Consider the following 16,241-nt stretch of genomic DNA (forward strand, 5'->3'; position numbering starts at 1 on the left):
CGCCTTCGAGGCGCCCCTTTGCATTTGTTCAGAAACAAGTTTGGCGCTCAGAGCCAGGCCTTGATCTGCTGGCTGACGGCATTGGTGGAAATGCCATAGCGATCATGCAGAGTGGGCAATGCTCCGGCATCGAGGAAGGCATCCGGCAAGGCAATCTGCCGGAAGGTCGGGGTCACGCCATTGCGCAGCAGGACACCCGCAACTGCTTCACCCAGGCCACCGATGATCGAGTGGTTTTCCGCAGTCACCACCAGACGCCCCGGCTTGCGTGCTTCGGCGAGGATGGTCTGCTCGTCCAGCGGCTTGATGGTCGGGACATGCAGCACCGCCACATCCACACCATCGGCCTGAAGCTGTTTGGCAGCTTCCAGCGCACGCATGGTCATCAGGCCCGTGGAGATGATCAGCACGTCATTGCCGGTCCTGAGGGTTTTTGCCTTGCCCAGCTCGAAGGTGTAGCCGTATTCGTCCAGCACCAACGGCACGTTGCCACGCAGCAGACGCATATAGACCGGGCCCGGGTGAGCCGCAATGGCCGGCACCGCCTGTTCGATTTCCAGCGCATCGCAAGGGTCGACAATCATCAGGTTCGGCATGGCGCGGAAGATCGCCAGGTCATCGGTGGCCTGGTGGCTCGGACCATAGCCGGTGGTCAGGCCTGGCAAGCCGCAGACGATCTTGACGTTGAGGTTCTCTTCGGCAATCGCCATGCAGATGAAGTCATAGGAGCGCCGCGAAGCGAACACCGCATAGGTGGTCGCAAACGGTACAAAACCTTCACGCGCCATGCCCGCCGCCGCGCTCATCAGCAACTGTTCGGCCATGCCCATCTGATAGAAGCGATCAGGATGCGCCTTGGCGAAGATATGCAGGTCGGTGTACTTCGACAGATCGGCAGACAGCCCGACAATGTCCGAACGTTGCTCGGCCAGTGCGGCCAGCGCATGGCCAAAGGGTGCCGAACGGGTTGCCTGCCCTTCGGAAGCAATCGAGGCGATCATCGCCGAGGTGGTGAGGCGTTTTTTCGGCGCTTCAGTGCCGGGTGCGGTGTTTTTCAAGGTACTCATGCGTTGCTCCCGGCTTCGATTCCAGCCTCAAGATTGCTCAGTGCAATATCCCATTCGTGTTCGTCGACCCGAATGAAGTGGGTCTTCTCGCGGGTTTCCAGGAAGGGCACGCCCTTGCCCATGCGGGTATCGCAGATGATGACCCGCGGCTGGCTGCCACTATGGTTGCGTGCTGCATCGAAGGCCGAGACCAGCGCCTGCAGGTCGTTGCCATCCACGCGCTGGGTGAACCAGCCGAATGCCTGCCAACGATCGACGATGGGCTCGAAGGCCAGGATTTCGCTGGAGTGACCATCAGCCTGCTGGTTGTTGACATCGATAATCGCAATCAGGTTATCGAGCTTCCAGTGCGAGGCAGACATCGCCGCTTCCCAGGTGGAGCCTTCATTCAACTCGCCGTCCGACAACAGGTTGTAGACGAAGGAAGACGATGCCTTGCGCTTGAGGCCCAGACAGGCCCCGACCGCGATTCCCAGGCCGTGACCGAGCGAGCCTCCGGTGATTTCCATCCCTGGCGTGTAGGCAGCCATCCCCGACATTGGCAAGCGGCTGTCATCCGCGCCGTAGGTTTCCAGCTCATCTGCCGGAATGATTTCGGCTTCGATCAGTGCGGCATACAGCGCAATCGCATAGTGGCCGATGGACAGGTAAAAACGGTCCCTGCCCTCCCACTCCGGGTCTTCGGGGCGCAGGTTCATCGCATGGAAATAGGACACCGCCAGCAGATCGGCGGCGCCAAGCGCCTGGCCGACATAGCCCTGGCCTTGCACTTGCCCCATGCGCAAGGCATTGCGGCGAATATTGTGAGCACGTTGCGCCAGAGTCAGGGCGCTGCTTTGCAAATCGGTAACAGTCATCAGGAATAACTCCTTAACTTAGCGGTTGACCAGGGCAGCCGGGACCCGCAGCACCAGGAAGGCACCAAAGACCAGCACGCAGGTAATCAGGTACATGCCGATGGCACTGGAGCCTGTGGTAGTGGTGATCCAGCCGATCAGATAGGGCGAGCAGAAACCGGCCAGGTTGGCGAAACTGTTGACCGCCGCGATGCCGGCAGCCGCCGAAACGCCACCCAGCAAGGTGGTGGGCAACATCCAGAACAGCGACGAAGCGGAAAGGATTCCGGCAGCCGCCAGGCACAGGCTCAGGATCGACAACACCAGGTTGCCGCCCAGCACCGCGGCCAGACTCAAGCCCGCCGCACCGGCGATCATCGGAATCACCAGATGCCAGCGCCGCTCGCGGTGTTTGTCGCCGCTGCGTCCCATCAACAGCATCACGAAGATGGCGCACATATACGGCAGGCTGGTCAGCAGGCCGATATGCAGCGGATCGGATACCCCGGCATTGCGCACTAGCGTCGGCAGCCAGAAGGTGATTGCGTACTGGCCCATGACCACACAGAAGTAGATGCCGGCCAGCAACCACAGCCGGCGGTCGCGAATGAAGGCTCCGGTCGATTCATGGGTGATTTTCTGGCTGTTGTCTTCTTCCAGCTCGCGCATCACCAGGGCTTTTTCATCATCATTCAGCCACGTCGCCTGATGCACGCCATCCTTGAGATAGCCCAGCACCATCAAGCCGACCACGACGGTGGGAATGGCTTCGATGACAAACATCCACTGCCAGCCTGCCCAGCCTTGATAACCGGCAAAGCTGTTCATGATCCAGCCGGACAGCGGGCCACCGATCATGCCCGACAGCGGAATGGCGACAAACCACAGCACAGTCATGCGTGCCCGGCGATAGGACGGAAACCAGTAGGTCAGGTACAGCAGCAGTCCGGGAGCCAGCCCGGCCTCGGCGACACCCAGCAGGAAGCGCAGCACATAGAATTGCCAGGCGGTTTCCACAAAGGCAAACAGCGCCGAGATAATGCCCCAGGTGATCATGATGCGGGCAATCCAGATCCGGGCACCGACCCGATGCAGGATGATGTTGCTGGGCACTTCACACAGGAAGTAGCCGATGAAGAACATGCCGGCACCCAGGCCATACACCGTTTCGCTGAGGGCCAGATCGTTCATCATCTGCAGCTTGGCAAAACCGACGTTGACACGATCCAGATAGGCGCACAGATAGCACAGCATCAGAAAGGGCATCAGCCGCCAGGCAGTCTTGCGATAAGCGTTGGAACGCACGCTGGTGGCCGCGTCCGCAGACAGGGTTGTCGTTATCATGATGGTCTGATCTCTTGTTGTTATTGACCGCCGGGCTTGTGGCCTGGCGGTATCATCGATACAGAACAGCGCGGGCCAGGCGGACCCGCCCGGCTTAATGAATCAACATGCCGCCATTCACGTCCAGGGTGATACCGGTCAGGTACGAGGACAGGTCGCTGGCCAGGAACAGCGCCGCATTGGCCACGTCCTGAGCGACGCCCAGACGTCCGAGCGGAATGCCTTCGATGATCGCGTGACGACGTTCGTCCTGCATCAGACCGCCAGTGATATCGGTATGAATCAGGCCCGGCGCGATGGAGTTGACACGCACATTGTCCGGCCCCAGTTCCCGCGCCATGGCCTTGGCCAGACCCAGAACACCCGCCTTGGCGGCGCTATAGTGCGGACCGCCGAAGATCCCGCCACCACGCTGGGCGGACACCGATGACATGCACACGATACTGCCGCCTGCCTGCTTGCGCATGGCCGGGATTACCGCCTGCGACATCAGCAACGTGCCGCGCAGGCTGACATCCAGCACCTTGTCGTAATCGCTGCGGCCGATGTCGAGGGTCTTGAGTGGCTGGGTGATGCCGGCGTTGTTGACCAGCACATCGATGCGCCCAAAGTGTTCCAGAACGCTGGCCACAGCTTGTGCAACATGGGCTTCATTGGCGACGTTGGCGGCGAGCCCCAAATGACCTTCACCCAGCGATGCAGCGGCATCACGGGCGGCAGACTCGTCCAGGTCCAGAATGACCACGCGCGCACCTTGCTGGGCAAAAGTGATGGCAGTGGCGCGACCGATGCCACGTGCAGAAGCGGCGCCGGTGATGATTGCAATCTTGTCTTGAAGAATCATGGGCAGGATTTTCCTGAATTGTTGTTATTGGATCGACCCGTGTCGAATCGATGACTCAGCTTGTGCCCCACCCCAGGGCTGAGCAATAACGCGACTTTCAGCAAGTGCTGAAAAAAAATCAGCACTCGCCAGGTGAATGAGTGATATTTGGACGCAAGGAAAAGCTGACCAAGACTGGAAACCAGCATGCATACCCCAGGCGACCCTTCACTCAATCTGCCACCGCTCAAGGCCATTCAAGCCTTTGAACAGACCGCCCGCTTCGGCAATGTGGCGCGCGCCGCCGAACAGCTCAACCTGACGCCCTCGGCGGTCAGCCATCAACTGGCCAAACTGGAAGCGATGATCGGTCGCCAGTTGTTCCTCAGAACCGCCCGGGGCGTAAGCCTGACGCCCGTAGGCGAACAATACCTCGCGGAAATTTCAGGGATACTGCACAGCTTCGCCGTGGCCACCGAACGCGCTTCCAGCGATGTCAGCCTGGACTGTCTGCGGCTGCACTCGGCGCCCAGCTTCGGCTTCCTGTGGTTGATGCCGCGTCTGGAACGATTTCGCCAGAGCCATCCCGACATTCAGCTGAACCTGTCGTGCTCCTACGAATCCCTGCACTTCAGCCGCGACAAGATCGACGTGGACATCCGCCACGGCCTGCCCAACTGGCCGACGCTGGAAGTGCGAACCGTGCGCAACGAACAGATCGCCGTCATGGCCTCCCCGGCCCTTCTGGCAAGAAGCCCGATCCAGAACGCCGCAGACTTGCTCAAAAGCCCGCTGATCCTGTCCGAAGCCACCCTGATCAACTGGCCACAATGGTTTGCCAGGCACGGCCTGTCACGCCCGGAAAAACCCTACCCGCTGAGTTTCGACCGTTCGTATATGGCTCTGGAAGCAGCCAGCCAGGGGCTTGGCTTTGCCCTGGAAAGTACATTGCTGGCGCAGAACTATCTGGCCAGAGGCGATCTGGTTGCCGTGTCGCCCGAAGAACTGAGCGCGCCGATTACCGCCCACCACCTGGTGTTTCCGAAGGCGCATGCCAACTTTCCAAGGGTAAAGCGTTTTCTGGAGTGGATGCAGGGTGAGTTGGGGCGGGATTTTTCGTATTGAGGGGAGTTCGCGAATGAATTCGCTTACGCCACCAATCACAAATATTCGGATATCTCGATCAGGTTCAGATCAGGATCGCGGACATACACCGAACGGATCGGGCCTGTCGCGCCGGTCCTTTGCACCGGGCCTTCCACTATCGGCCAGTTCTGCTGCTGGAGATGGGCGATCACCTCATCCAGAGGGCGGGTGCCGATGAAGCAAAGATCCAGTGCACCGGGTACAGGCAGATGCGCCTTGGGCTCGAATTCGTGACCTCGCACATGCAGGTTGATCTTCTGATTGCCGAAGCGCAAAGCGGTGCGGCCATTACCAAAGGTTTCCAGGCTCATGCCCAGGACGCGAGTGTAGAAATCCTGACAGGCTTCCACGTCGCAGGTGGTAAGGACCAGATGGTCAAGATGATCGATGAGCATGGTATGACTCTCATGAAAAGTGAATGACAGATCGGTGGGAGCCGAATTCATTGGCTCCGTCTGCATTAAGGTCCGTCAGAGGACTGTGGGAGACAGCCATTCCTGCAACAGTTCGCTCGTACGCTGCGGATACTCCAGAGGCGGCAAATGCCCGCATTCAGGCAGGACGACCAGATGCGAACCGGCAATGCCACGATGAGTAAACTCCGATTCTGCCAGCGGTGTGATTTCGTCGTTCTCGCCGACTACGATCAAGGTCGGCACGCTGATAGCCTGCAAAAGTGGAGTGTAATCCCGGCGATTGATGATCGCCTGCTGCTGGCGGATGAAACCTTCCCGGCCAATGGTCTGTGCCATGTCCATGACTTCTTGGGCAGCAGCCGTGCCCACACAGCGGGCATGGATGATGCGCGGCAGCAGATGAGGCGTCACCCCCATGAACTTGCCCAGTTGCGCCAGTTCCAGCAGACCACGACGAACCCTGGCCCGATCCTCGCTGTCCGGCCGGACCATGGTGTCGAACAACGCCAGCGCCACGACCCGCTCAGGCGCCTGACGCATGATTTCCATCGCGACATATCCGCCCATCGACAAGGCCGCCAGCGCAAACAACGGCGGAGCCTCGTCCAGCGTGCGCCGGGCCATTTGCTCGATGCTGTCATCCCGGGAAAGGTCCGCGACGAAAACGCTGCGTGAATCCGACAAAGCAGCCGTCTGCTGCGCCCAAAGTCGCTCATCGTTCAACAAGCCGGGCAAAAGAACGAGAGGAAGGTTATTGCAAGCCAACATGGCTCTCCTGAAGCAGGTGAAAACGTGATGAAGGAATTACCAAGTCAATAGGTTGTGCCTGAATGAGCGCTACCAAGTCCGAAGCGATTTTGACGCAGCAGTTTAAACTCTTTCATCAGAAACCTGGCCACATGCGGATTGTAAAGCGGTTAAAGAGCGGCATTTCTACGTACACTCCCTCACCTGCTAAAACACTGGCTGAAACAGACAGCTTTCATAAAGCCTCATAAAAACACGAACAAATACCCAGCAAACCGCATACGGAAAACTCCATGGATTTACTCTTCGACTTTTTGTTGAACACCCTCTGCTACAAGGTCGGATTGTGGGTTATGAAAGTCATTACTTTTGGTCGATTCAAGGGTAAAAGCAGCTATTGGTTCGGCTTTATCCTGATGCTCGGGGGATTGGTTGTGCTGGCAGTCCTCATCGGCTTCATTACCTTGTTAGTCATGATCAATGCCCATTCCCCAGCTCAATAAAACAGGCATGCTCACGCTTCAGACCCACCCCGCGCCTCCAGCAACTCGACAAACCTCGTCAGGCTCTGCGAAACCGTGCCTCTGCGCCACACCAGCCAGGTTTGCAGAAAGCGGAATTTCTCGGATAGCGGCCAGATGCTTACCGTGCTGCAGCCCGGCATGCTTTCGAGCATGCTGCGTGGCATCAGCGCAAGGCCGGCGCCGGCGCTGACGCAGGCCAGCATGCCGTGGTAGGACTCCATTTCGTAGATCTTGCCCGGCACGGCGGCATCTTCGCTGAACCAGCTCTCGAAGTGATGACGGTATGAGCAGTTGGCGCGAAAGGCGTAGATGCTGCCGCCATTCACATCCAGCCCGCGGGTGACGGGCGCATGGTTGAGGGGCGCGATGATCACCATTTCTTCCTCGAAGACCGGCACGCCTTCAAGGGCCGGATGCAGTACCGGACCATCCACGAATGCTGCCACCAGCCGCCCCGACAGCACGCCGTCGATCATGGTCCCGGAAGGGCCGGTGGAAAGGTCCAGCTCGACCTTGGCGTATTGCTGGTTGTAAGCCGCCAGCAGCGCCGGAATACGCACTGCTGCCGTACTTTCCAGCGACCCCAGGGAAAACGGCCCTTGAGGTTCTTCACCGGAAACGGTCATCCGCGCCTCTTCCACCAGGGCCAGAATGCGCCGGGCGTAATCCAGAAAATTCCATCCGGCCGGTGACAGGCGCAAGCGGTGCTTCTCGCGGATAAACAGATCGACGCCCAGATCGAGCTCCAGTTGCTTGATGCGCGTGGTGAGGTTCGATGGCACTCGATGAATATGCTGGGCAGCGGCACTGATGCTGCCCTGTTCGGCCACGGCCTTGAATATTTCCAGCTGGACGAGATCCAATTCATTCTCCAAACGTGAACGATATGATCATTATTATTCAGTTTCGGAAAACATAGCACATCGGTACGCTGGCTTCACTTCTCCACTCCCAACAGGATGGCGCCATGACTCTTGTTTCCAGCCACACCCATGCAATCTCGATCAACCCGGCTACCGGCGAGCAGATCGGCCACTATGCGTTTGAATCCGAAGCCGCACTGGATGCTGCACTATCCCGGGCGGCTGGCGGTTATGCGCAGTGGAAGCGCAAGAGCATCGATGAGCGCGCACAACTGCTGGTCGCGCTGAGCAAGGCGCTGCGCGACAACGCCGTGGCAATCGCCGACATGATTACCCGGGAAATGGGCAAGCCCACTAGCCAGGCACGTGGCGAAGTCGAGAAATGCGCCCAGCTCTGCGAGTGGTACGCCAGCCACGGCCCGGCGATGCTGGCTCCGGAACCAACCCTGGTCGAGAACAACAAGGCGCGTATCGAATACCGTCCGCTCGGTCCGATCCTCGCCGTGATGCCCTGGAACTTCCCGATCTGGCAGGTGCTGCGCGGTGCGGTTCCGGTGCTGCTGGCGGGCAATACCTATGTGCTCAAACATGCGCCCAACGTGATGGGCTGCGCCTATCTGCTGCGCGATGCGCTCCAGCAGGCCGGTTTCCCTGAAGGCGTGTTTGAGGTAATCAACGCAACCCAGGAAGGTGTATCCAAGGCGATTGCCGACCCGCGCATTGTTGCCGTCACCCTGACCGGCAGCGTCCGGGCCGGGACCGCGATTGGCGCGCAGGCCGGTGCCGCGCTGAAAAAATGTGTGCTGGAACTGGGCGGCTCCGATCCGTTTATCGTGCTCAAAGATGCCGATCTGGACGAAGCCGTGAAAGCCGCGGTTATCGGTCGCTACCAGAACACCGGTCAGGTTTGCGCAGCGGCCAAGCGCCTGATCGTCGAACAGGGCGTCGTCGAAGCCTTCACCCGCAAGTTCGTCGAAGCCACCCGCTTGCTGGCGACGGGTGATCCGTTGAGCCCGGAAACCTATATAGGCCCCATGGCGCGCTTCGATCTGCGTGATGAACTGGACCAACAAGTGCAGGCCACCCTGGCCGAAGGCGCCACCCTGCTGCTCGGTGGCCACAAGGTCGAGGGTGCGGGCAATTTCTATGAGCCTACGGTGCTGGGTGATGTCACCGATCAGATGACGTCCTTCAAGCAGGAACTGTTCGGTCCGGTGGCCTCGATCATCACCGCACGCGATGCCCGGCATGCTCTGGAACTGGCCAACGACAGTGAGTTCGGCCTGACCTCGACCATTTACACCGGTAATGTCGAACTCGCCGAGCAACTGGCCGACGAACTGGAAACCGGCGGTGTGTTCATCAATGGTTATTGCGCATCCGACCCGCGGGTGGCCTTTGGAGGCGTGAAGAAAAGCGGCTTTGGCCGTGAGCTTTCACATTTCGGGGTGCGGGAATTCTGCAACGCCAAGACCATCTGGCTGGATCGCCACTGACCGATCAATAAAACGGGGAGCCTTGCGCTCCCCGTTTCATTTACCGCGTCTTACTCCTCGTCGGGGGCAACCCGCACCAGATCACCGATGGCATAGAACGTCCCGCCAGCGATGTAATGCAGACTGCGCAAGCGCGGATCTGCCGTCTCGAACATCCAGTGCCCATCCTTGAACACCCGCGAATCAGCCCAGGCAGCGACCACTTCGCCGATGAACAGATCATAGGTTTGCTGGTTATGCGGCTCGGGTATGAGCTTGCAGATCAGCCAGGCCGAACAGCCCGCCACCAGCGGCGTCTCGTGGCCTTCGATGCGAAACAGCTCGACGTCCGATTGTTCCAGCTTGTCCGGCACCATGCTCAGGCTGCGGGTGCCGACTTCATAGGTCAGGTTCGCCTGCTCAACGGTCGGTACCTGCAGCGCGAAATAACCACTTTTCTCAATGAACCCGCGTGTCACGGTCAGTTTGTCGAGTACTACCGTAACCTTGGGCGGAGAAAAGTCCAGGGCACAGGCCCACGAGGCCGACATGACGTTATGCGTGCCGGCATGACTGGCCGAAACCAGTACCGCCGGCCCGTGATTCAACAACCGATAGGCCTTTTCCAGCTCGACTGGGCGAATAGGGTTATCCACTGGAACCTCTTGAGAACGTGCGTCTTATCCAAATCGTTTGGGTCGCGAAGCTGCATTCTACTGACGACCTTTCGGATTACGGAAGGATCAGCTTGCCTCTCCTGCCTCCCAACGCCGGAACACCACACTGGCATTCACCCCACCAAAGCCGAACCCGTTCGACAGTGCATGAGTCATCGCCAGCTTGCGTGCTGTCAGGCCGACCAGATCCAGCCCGTCGGCGGCTTCGTCGGGATCAGTCAGGTTCAGCGTCGGCGGCACGATCTGATCGCGCAGCGCCAGAACGGTGAAGATGGCTTCGACCCCACCGGCAGCACCGAGCAGATGGCCGGTAGCGGATTTGGTAGAGCTGATCGCCACAGCTGAGTCCGCCCCGAATACCGAGCGAATGGCTGCCAGCTCGCCCTGATCGCCCACTTGAGTCGAAGTCGCATGGGCGTTGATGTGCTGGACATCGGCGGGATTCAGGCCAGCCTGACGCAAGGCCTGCTGCATGGCGCGCCGGGCTCCGCTGCCATCTTCAGGGCCGGCAGTCAGGTGATAGGCGTCGGCACTGGTGCCGTAGCCGACCAGTTCTGCCAGCGGCGTGGCGCCACGCGCCAGCGCATGGTCCAGCGACTCGATGACCAGCAGTCCGGCGCCTTCGGCCATGACAAAACCGTCACGCCCACGGTCGAAAGGCCGCGAAGCCTCTTGCGGGCGTTCGGCAAAACCGGTGGACAGTGCACGGGCCGCCGCGAAACACCCCAGCGTCACCCGGTCAATTGCCGCCTCGGTGCCGCCGCACACGGCAATCTCGGCTTCGCCACTTCGGATCAGCCGCGCCGCATCGCCAATGGCTTGCACACCCGCAGCGCAGGCAGTTACCGGCGCGCCGAGCGGGCCTTTGAAGCCATGGCGAATCGAGACGTGCCCGGCCGCCATGTTGGCCAGAAAGGATGGCGCAGTGAACGGCGACAACCTTCGCGGACCACGGGTATCGGTGGTGCGTACTGCCTCGGCGACCGCGCCGAAACCACCCACGCCCGAGGCAATGATGGTCGCGGTGCGCTGCTGTTCGGCCTCGTCGACCGGGTGCCAGCCAGCCTGCTGCAACGCTTCGTGGGCGGCAATCAGCGCAAACTCGATGAAGCGATCCATCTTCTTGCGGTCCTTGGGCGCAATCAGGCGCTCCGGGTCGTAACCCGCGACGGCATCTTCCTCCAGCGACGGCACCTGCCCGCCGACGGCAACTCCGGTACCGTCAGTGATATGTTGCGCAAGATTACGGATGCCGGACTGTCCAGCCAGCAAGCGCGGCCAGACATTATCAACGCCACACCCCAGCGGGCCGACAAGACCAACGCCCGTAACTACGATGCGTTTTTGAGCCGTGAAATCAGTCATTCAAAACCTCTTCATTACACTATCCGGCGCCACGACCCGGATCGTGGCGCCCTGTCGCCTGCTCAGGCCTGCTGCGCCTTTGCGGCTGCCTCGCCATCGGGCCGGATCCGGTACCAGATGGCATACATGGCCGGCAGGAACACCAGCGTCATGACGGTACCGCCCAGGGTGCCGCCGATCAGGGTGTAGGCCAGCGTTCCCCAGAACACCGAGTGGGTCAGCGGGATAAAGGCGAGGATGGCCGCCAGCGCCGTCAGCAGCACCGGGCGAGCACGCTGCACGGTGGCTTCGACCACCGCCCGGAATGGCTCAAGCCCTTGTTCCTTGTTGTCCTGGATCTGGCCGATGAGGATCAGCGTATTGCGCATCAGGATGCCCGATAGCGCGATCAGTCCGACCAGGGCATTGATGCCGAACGGCTGCTGGAACAGCAACAGGGTCGGCACCACGCCGATCAAGCCCAGTGGTGCGGTCATGAACACCATGACCATCGCCGACATCGAGCGCACCTGCAGGATGATGATCAGCAACGTCATGGCGATCATGATGGGGAACAGCGGCAACATCGCCTTGCTGGCCTTGCCCGACTCTTCGCTCGAACCCGCCTCCACGATCCGGTAGCCATCGGGAAGCGTGTCGATAATCGGTTGCAGCTGTTTCAGGACCACGCTGGATACGTCCGGCGGCTGCAAGCCTTCGGCAGTATCGCCACGCACGGTTATGGTCGCTGTCCGGTCGCGACGTCGCAGGACGGGATCTTCCATTCGCACATCGACATCGCCGACCTGGGAAAGCGGAATCCGCTGCCCGGCAGAACCCACCAGAGTGAAACCGGCAATCTTCGCCGGATCGAGGCGGATATCGCCAGCAGCACGACCGACCACCTGTACCGAGCGAATATCCTCGCGAACGGCAGTGATCGGCGTTCCGGTGAGCAGGAACTGCAACTGTTGCGCAACGGCACTGGAGGTCAGGCCTACCGCCTGCAAGCGGTCCTGATCCAGGGAAAAATGCAGGGTCGGCACGAGTGGGCCCCAGTCGCTGTTGACGGTCCTCAACAATGGGCTCGCCTGCAACACGCTCTGCATCTGCGCGGCGATCTCGCGCAACTTCGCAGGATCGGGGCCGCTCACGCGATACGCGACCGGGAACGGCGAATAAGGACCGAACACCAGTTGCGCGACCCGAACCCGCGCTTCGGGGGCCAGCCCTTCGGCCACCGCCTGGCGCAGACGCAACTTGAGCGTTTCACGTTCCTCCTGGCTGGCGGTCAGCACCACCACCTTGGCGAACGATGGATCGGGCAGTTCCGGCGACATCGCCAGGAAGAAGCGCGGCGCGCCCTGACCAATGTAAGCCGTGACAACCCGGGCCTCTTCCTGCTTTTGCAACCACCCCTCAACCTTGGCCGTTGCTGCACTGGTCTGCTCGATAGAGGTTCCGTAAGGCATTTGCACTTCGACCAGCACCTCAGGACGGTCAGAGGTCGGAAAGAACTGCTTCTTGACCAGTCCCATGCCGAGCACGGCGACCACGAAGGTACCGATCACGGTGCCGGCTACCAGCCACTTGCGGGCAATGACGCGGGTCAGAATCCTGCGGAAACGGTTGTAGTTGGGCGTGTTGTAGATGGCTTCGTGGCCACCCTCGATCTGCTTGAGTTCCGGCAGCAGCTTTACGCCCAGATAAGGCGTGAACGCCACCGCGACGACCCAGGAAGCGATCAGGGCGATACCAACAATCCAGAACATGTTGCTGGTGTACTCGCCCGCCGTCGACTGGGCAAAACCGTTGGGCATGAAGCCGATGGCTGTCACCAGGGTTCCGGAGAGCATGGGCGCCGCGGTATGGCTCCAGGCATAGGCCGAAGCCGCGATACGGCTGTAGCCCTCCTCCATTTTCACCACCATCATTTCAATGGCAATGATCGCGTCGTCGACCAGCAGTCCCAGGGCCAGAATCAATGAACCCAGGGTAATACGGTCGAAACTCTTGCCGGTGGCTGCCATCACCACGAACACCACCGCCAGCGTCAACGGCACGGCTGCCGCGACCACCACGCCGACCCGCCAGCCCATGCTGAAGAAACACACCAGCATGACCACCAGCAGCGCGATGAAGAACTTGACCATGAACTCGCCGACCGACGAATTGATGTTCACCGACTGGTCGGAGACTTTGCTCAGCGTCATGCCCAGCGGCATGCCCTGGTTGATTCTGGTCGTTTCGGCGTCGAGGGCCTTGCCCAGGTCCAGGCCGTTCCAGCCTTCGCGCATCACAATGCCCAGTAACAAGGCCGGCTCGCCGTTGTTGCGCACCATGAAGGTCGATGGGTCTTCATAGCCGCGCTCGACCGTTGCCACGTCCGACAGTTTCAGGGTGCGGCCCTGCACTGAAATCGGTGTATCACGGATTTTTTTCAGTTTGTCGAAAGCGCCATCCAGGCGCAGAAAGACCTGTGGCCCCAGGGTTTCGATCGAGCCCGCAGGCGTCAACACGTTCTGGTTGTTCAGCGCTGCAAAGATTTCCTGAGGGGCAATCCCCAGCGTGGCAAGACGATCATGGGAGAACGACACGAAGATACGTTCGGCCTGCTCGCCAATGATATTGACCTTTTTCACTCCCGGCACATGCAGCAAGCGCTGGCGCAGGGACTCGGCATCGCGCACCAATAGTCGCTGCGGCTCGCCCTTGGCCTTGAGGGCGAACAGTGCGAAGGTCACATCCGAAAACTCGTCGTTGACCAGCGGGCCGATGACACCGGCAGGCAAGAGTTTGGCTTCGTCATCGAGCTTCTTGCGCGCCTGATAGAACTCTTCCTGCACTTGCGCAGGTGGCGTGCTATCGAGCAGTGAGACCATGGTGAAAGCCATGCCGGGGCGAGTGTAGGTTTCCGTGCGGTCGTACCAGCGCAATTCCTGCATGCGCTTTTCCAGCGGCTCGGCGATCTGGTCCTGCATTTCCTGCGCGGTAGCACCGGGCCAGGCGGTGATTATCGTCATCTGCTTGACCGTGAACGGCGGGTCCTCCGCCCGTCCAAGCCCGAAGAACGCCAGGATGCCGGCAGCGGAGATCAGAAAGATCAGGAACAGGGTAATGGAGCGCTCACGGACCGCGAGCGCCGACAGATTGAAACGTCCCTCGCTCATGGCTGGCTCCCGGCGACAGTGGCTTCGAGCGCAGCGCCCGGCAAGACCTGATCGCCGTCATGCAGCAAATGAGCACCCAGTGCTACCACCTGCTCGCCAGCCTTGAGGTCACCGCTTACCCGCACCACATCGTCATGCAGGGCCAGCACCTGAACCGGCCGCCAGCTCACCTTGGCGGGCTTGCCGGAAACGATCCACACCCCCGAACCATTGCCAGGATCGTACAGCGCACCGATCGGCACCTGCAGCGCCTGGCTGTGCGCCGCACCATCGGCGATCTGCAGGCTGACCGTCGCGCCCAGCGGAGCGCTGGCCAGCGCGCCTTCAAGTACATACCGGGCCTCGAAAGTGCGGGTCAGCGGATCGGCCGCATCGGAAAGCAGGCGCAATCTGGCCGGCACGCTGTTGAGGCTATTGCCATACAAAGTGGCCTGAGCAACGGAGCCGACGGTCGGGCGTAGCGTCTCGGGCAGATGCACGATGGCCTCGCGCAGCCCGGCACGCGCCAGTCTGACTACAGCTTGCCCGGCACTGACCACCTGACCGGGCTCGGCCAGGGTTTCCACCACGACACCGTCGGCATCGGCCAGCAGGACCGCATAGCCTGTGGCGTTTTGCGCCACATTGGCCTGGGCCTGCGCGGCACTGAGTTGCGCCTTGGCGGAGTCGGCAGCCGCCTTGAACTGATCGTAGGTCGAGGCCGAAACAGCACCACTGGCGACCAGATTGCGATAGCGCGCTTCGTCATCGATAGCCTGCCTGGCCCGCGCACGCGCAGCGGTCACTGCCTCTTGCTGCGCTTGCGCCTGCAGGCCGAGATCGACCGGATCGATGCGCATCAGTGGCTGACCTTTCCTGACGCTCTGGCCGGTATCGACCAGACGCTCAAGCACCTTGCCCGAGACGCGAAAACCAAGGTCGCTCTGAATCCGCGCAGCGACCACGCCGGTGAAAGAGCGTGAAATATCCGTTGAATCCTGCACGCTGGCGACCCTGACCACAGGCTTTTGCGTACGGGGGTCATGGGCGATGGAAGCGTCGCCGCACGCCGCCAGGACGAGAGATAATAGACAGATGGCAACGGCAGCAGGTAGGCGACGGGACATGGGATCACTGACTCTGATGGGTATCTAGAGCCAGATTCTCATTCTAGTGACCAATTAAGTCAATAGTCACAATCCTGATTATGGCGCCATGCTGCGCAGGATCAATGCCGAAAGGTAGACTGCAGCCTCTTCCGCCAGATCCAGGCTGTACTGCAGCAACACAGGGCTGATGTAGGGGCGCATTACCAGGCAAATGGCATTCGCCACCTCATCCAGCGGCGTCTTGCGCTCGAACTCTCCGGCTTCCCGGCCTTCCCGGACCACGTCCAGAATCAGTTGTCGCAGCTGCGCTTCGTGCCTGACCGCCGAAGGCCAGCGCTCGCTGGCTGAAGCGGCAGCAATGTCATATAGCTTGCGATCCTGGAAAAACAGCTGGCTGCCCGCTTCCACCAACGCCTTGAACATTCGACGCAGCTTTTCCGAAGCGGTCGGTGCATCGACGATGGCTGCATCGACGATCTCCATGATGGCCGCCAACCGGTTAGCGCAGATCACCTCGCCGATGGCTTGCTTGGAATCGAAGAACTTGTAGATATAGGCCTTGGAAAAGCCGATGGACCTGGCCAGGTCAGACACGGTGGTCTTCTCATAACCATAGTGGCCGAAGTGCTGGGTGGCAGCCTCGACGATCTGGTCACGAACGCTGTGGTCAGAAGGACCGCGTGCAGGGGATGTAGTGATATTTTCAGTCATTTTTCCAGCT

General features: G+C 60.4%; 15 protein-coding genes. 3 read left to right on the plus strand and 12 right to left on the minus strand.

Annotated elements, in window-relative coordinates:
* Nucleotides 1–47: 47 nt before the first annotated feature.
* The 4 genes from ALQ04_RS24575 to ALQ04_RS24590 all read right to left on the minus strand — a co-directional run bounded on the left by ALQ04_RS24575 (nucleotide 48) and on the right by ALQ04_RS24590 (nucleotide 4,091).
* Nucleotides 48–1,067 carry a transketolase family protein gene (locus ALQ04_RS24575; protein WP_122318404.1) on the minus strand — a complete coding sequence of 340 codons (1,020 nt, stop codon included), beginning with the start codon at nucleotides 1,065–1,067 and terminating at the stop codon, nucleotides 48–50.
* Nucleotides 1,064–1,924: a transketolase gene (locus ALQ04_RS24580; protein WP_122318406.1), complete on the minus strand. Its 861-nt coding sequence runs from the start codon at nucleotides 1,922–1,924 to the stop codon at nucleotides 1,064–1,066. Before ALQ04_RS24580 ends, ALQ04_RS24575 begins: the two co-directional genes overlap by 4 nt.
* Before the next feature lie 18 nt (nucleotides 1,925–1,942).
* Nucleotides 1,943–3,247, minus strand: coding sequence for an MFS transporter (locus ALQ04_RS24585; protein ID WP_122318408.1), 1,305 nt, complete (start codon nucleotides 3,245–3,247; stop codon nucleotides 1,943–1,945).
* A gap of 94 nt (nucleotides 3,248–3,341) precedes the next feature.
* Nucleotides 3,342–4,091 (minus strand): SDR family NAD(P)-dependent oxidoreductase, encoded by a 750-nt coding sequence (locus tag ALQ04_RS24590; protein WP_122318410.1) that lies wholly within the window; start codon nucleotides 4,089–4,091, stop codon nucleotides 3,342–3,344.
* 186 nt (nucleotides 4,092–4,277) lie between these two features.
* On the opposite strand from ALQ04_RS24590, the gene ALQ04_RS24595 reads away from it, so the two are divergent.
* Complete coding sequence (locus ALQ04_RS24595) at nucleotides 4,278–5,195, plus strand: LysR substrate-binding domain-containing protein (RefSeq protein ID WP_122318412.1); 918 nt, start codon at nucleotides 4,278–4,280, stop codon at nucleotides 5,193–5,195.
* A 35-nt stretch (nucleotides 5,196–5,230) separates the two neighbouring features.
* Here the strand turns inward: ALQ04_RS24595 and ALQ04_RS24600 are convergent, their stop codons facing one another.
* Nucleotides 5,231–5,611 carry a VOC family protein gene (locus ALQ04_RS24600; RefSeq protein WP_122318482.1) on the minus strand — a complete coding sequence of 127 codons (381 nt, stop codon included), beginning with the start codon at nucleotides 5,609–5,611 and terminating at the stop codon, nucleotides 5,231–5,233.
* 75 nt (nucleotides 5,612–5,686) lie between these two features.
* Entirely contained in the window at nucleotides 5,687–6,316 is a 630-nt protein-coding gene (locus ALQ04_RS24605; RefSeq protein ID WP_409077290.1) for an alpha/beta fold hydrolase, read from the minus strand.
* Between the two features lie 356 nt (nucleotides 6,317–6,672).
* Here ALQ04_RS24605 and ALQ04_RS24610 point away from each other — a divergent pair, with 356 nt between their 5' ends.
* A complete protein-coding gene (locus ALQ04_RS24610) occupies nucleotides 6,673–6,882 on the plus strand; it encodes a hypothetical protein (RefSeq protein WP_122318416.1) in 210 nt (69 codons plus the stop codon).
* Nucleotides 6,883–6,893: 11 nt separating this feature from the next.
* On the opposite strand, the gene ptrR is transcribed toward ALQ04_RS24610, so the two are convergent.
* A complete protein-coding gene (ptrR, locus tag ALQ04_RS24615; RefSeq protein WP_122318418.1) occupies nucleotides 6,894–7,766 on the minus strand; it encodes a putrescine utilization regulator PtrR in 873 nt (290 codons plus the stop codon).
* A 104-nt stretch (nucleotides 7,767–7,870) separates the two neighbouring features.
* On the opposite strand from ptrR, the gene ALQ04_RS24620 reads away from it, so the two are divergent.
* Nucleotides 7,871–9,262, plus strand: a complete 1,392-nt coding sequence (locus ALQ04_RS24620) for an aldehyde dehydrogenase family protein (protein WP_122318420.1) — start codon at nucleotides 7,871–7,873, stop codon at nucleotides 9,260–9,262.
* 50 nt (nucleotides 9,263–9,312) lie between these two features.
* Here ALQ04_RS24620 and ALQ04_RS24625 read toward each other — a convergent pair whose 3' ends face one another.
* The 5 genes from ALQ04_RS24625 to ALQ04_RS24645 all read right to left on the minus strand — a co-directional run bounded on the left by ALQ04_RS24625 (nucleotide 9,313) and on the right by ALQ04_RS24645 (nucleotide 16,231).
* Nucleotides 9,313–9,897: a flavin reductase family protein gene (locus ALQ04_RS24625; RefSeq protein WP_122318422.1), complete on the minus strand. Its 585-nt coding sequence runs from the start codon at nucleotides 9,895–9,897 to the stop codon at nucleotides 9,313–9,315.
* An 87-nt stretch (nucleotides 9,898–9,984) separates the two neighbouring features.
* Entirely contained in the window at nucleotides 9,985–11,283 is a 1,299-nt protein-coding gene (fabF, locus tag ALQ04_RS24630; protein WP_122318424.1) for a beta-ketoacyl-ACP synthase II, read from the minus strand.
* Between the two features lie 62 nt (nucleotides 11,284–11,345).
* Nucleotides 11,346–14,432 carry an efflux RND transporter permease subunit gene (locus tag ALQ04_RS24635; protein ID WP_122318426.1) on the minus strand — a complete coding sequence of 1,029 codons (3,087 nt, stop codon included), beginning with the start codon at nucleotides 14,430–14,432 and terminating at the stop codon, nucleotides 11,346–11,348.
* Nucleotides 14,429–15,538: an efflux RND transporter periplasmic adaptor subunit gene (locus ALQ04_RS24640; protein WP_122318428.1), complete on the minus strand. Its 1,110-nt coding sequence runs from the start codon at nucleotides 15,536–15,538 to the stop codon at nucleotides 14,429–14,431. Before ALQ04_RS24640 ends, ALQ04_RS24635 begins: the two co-directional genes overlap by 4 nt.
* Nucleotides 15,539–15,616: 78 nt before the next feature.
* Nucleotides 15,617–16,231, minus strand: coding sequence for a TetR/AcrR family transcriptional regulator (locus ALQ04_RS24645; protein ID WP_122318430.1), 615 nt, complete (start codon nucleotides 16,229–16,231; stop codon nucleotides 15,617–15,619).
* Nucleotides 16,232–16,241: the final 10 nt, after the last annotated feature.

The organism is Pseudomonas cichorii, assembly GCF_003700275.1.
GTDB classification, from domain to species: domain Bacteria; phylum Pseudomonadota; class Gammaproteobacteria; order Pseudomonadales; family Pseudomonadaceae; genus Aquipseudomonas; species Aquipseudomonas cichorii_B.

What these genes read in the sequence shown, in the direction of transcription:
- ALQ04_RS24620 (WP_122318420.1), top strand. Translation starts at nt 7,871, where the DNA reads ATGACTCTTGTTTCCAGCCACACCCATGCAATCTCGATCAACCCGGCT.
- ALQ04_RS24610 (WP_122318416.1), top strand. Translation starts at nt 6,673, where the DNA reads ATGGATTTACTCTTCGACTTTTTGTTGAACACCCTCTGCTACAAGGTC.
- ALQ04_RS24580 (WP_122318406.1), bottom strand. Translation starts at nt 1,924, where the DNA reads ATGACTGTTACCGATTTGCAAAGCAGCGCCCTGACTCTGGCGCAACGT.
- ALQ04_RS24595 (WP_122318412.1), top strand. Translation starts at nt 4,278, where the DNA reads ATGCATACCCCAGGCGACCCTTCACTCAATCTGCCACCGCTCAAGGCC.
- ALQ04_RS24575 (WP_122318404.1), bottom strand. Translation starts at nt 1,067, where the DNA reads ATGAGTACCTTGAAAAACACCGCACCCGGCACTGAAGCGCCGAAAAAA.
- ALQ04_RS24640 (WP_122318428.1), bottom strand. Translation starts at nt 15,538, where the DNA reads ATGTCCCGTCGCCTACCTGCTGCCGTTGCCATCTGTCTATTATCTCTC.
- fabF (WP_122318424.1), bottom strand. Translation starts at nt 11,283, where the DNA reads ATGACTGATTTCACGGCTCAAAAACGCATCGTAGTTACGGGCGTTGGT.
- ALQ04_RS24585 (WP_122318408.1), bottom strand. Translation starts at nt 3,247, where the DNA reads ATGATAACGACAACCCTGTCTGCGGACGCGGCCACCAGCGTGCGTTCC.
- ALQ04_RS24635 (WP_122318426.1), bottom strand. Translation starts at nt 14,432, where the DNA reads ATGAGCGAGGGACGTTTCAATCTGTCGGCGCTCGCGGTCCGTGAGCGC.
- ALQ04_RS24590 (WP_122318410.1), bottom strand. Translation starts at nt 4,091, where the DNA reads ATGATTCTTCAAGACAAGATTGCAATCATCACCGGCGCCGCTTCTGCA.
- ALQ04_RS24600 (WP_122318482.1), bottom strand. Translation starts at nt 5,611, where the DNA reads ATGCTCATCGATCATCTTGACCATCTGGTCCTTACCACCTGCGACGTG.
- ALQ04_RS24645 (WP_122318430.1), bottom strand. Translation starts at nt 16,231, where the DNA reads ATGACTGAAAATATCACTACATCCCCTGCACGCGGTCCTTCTGACCAC.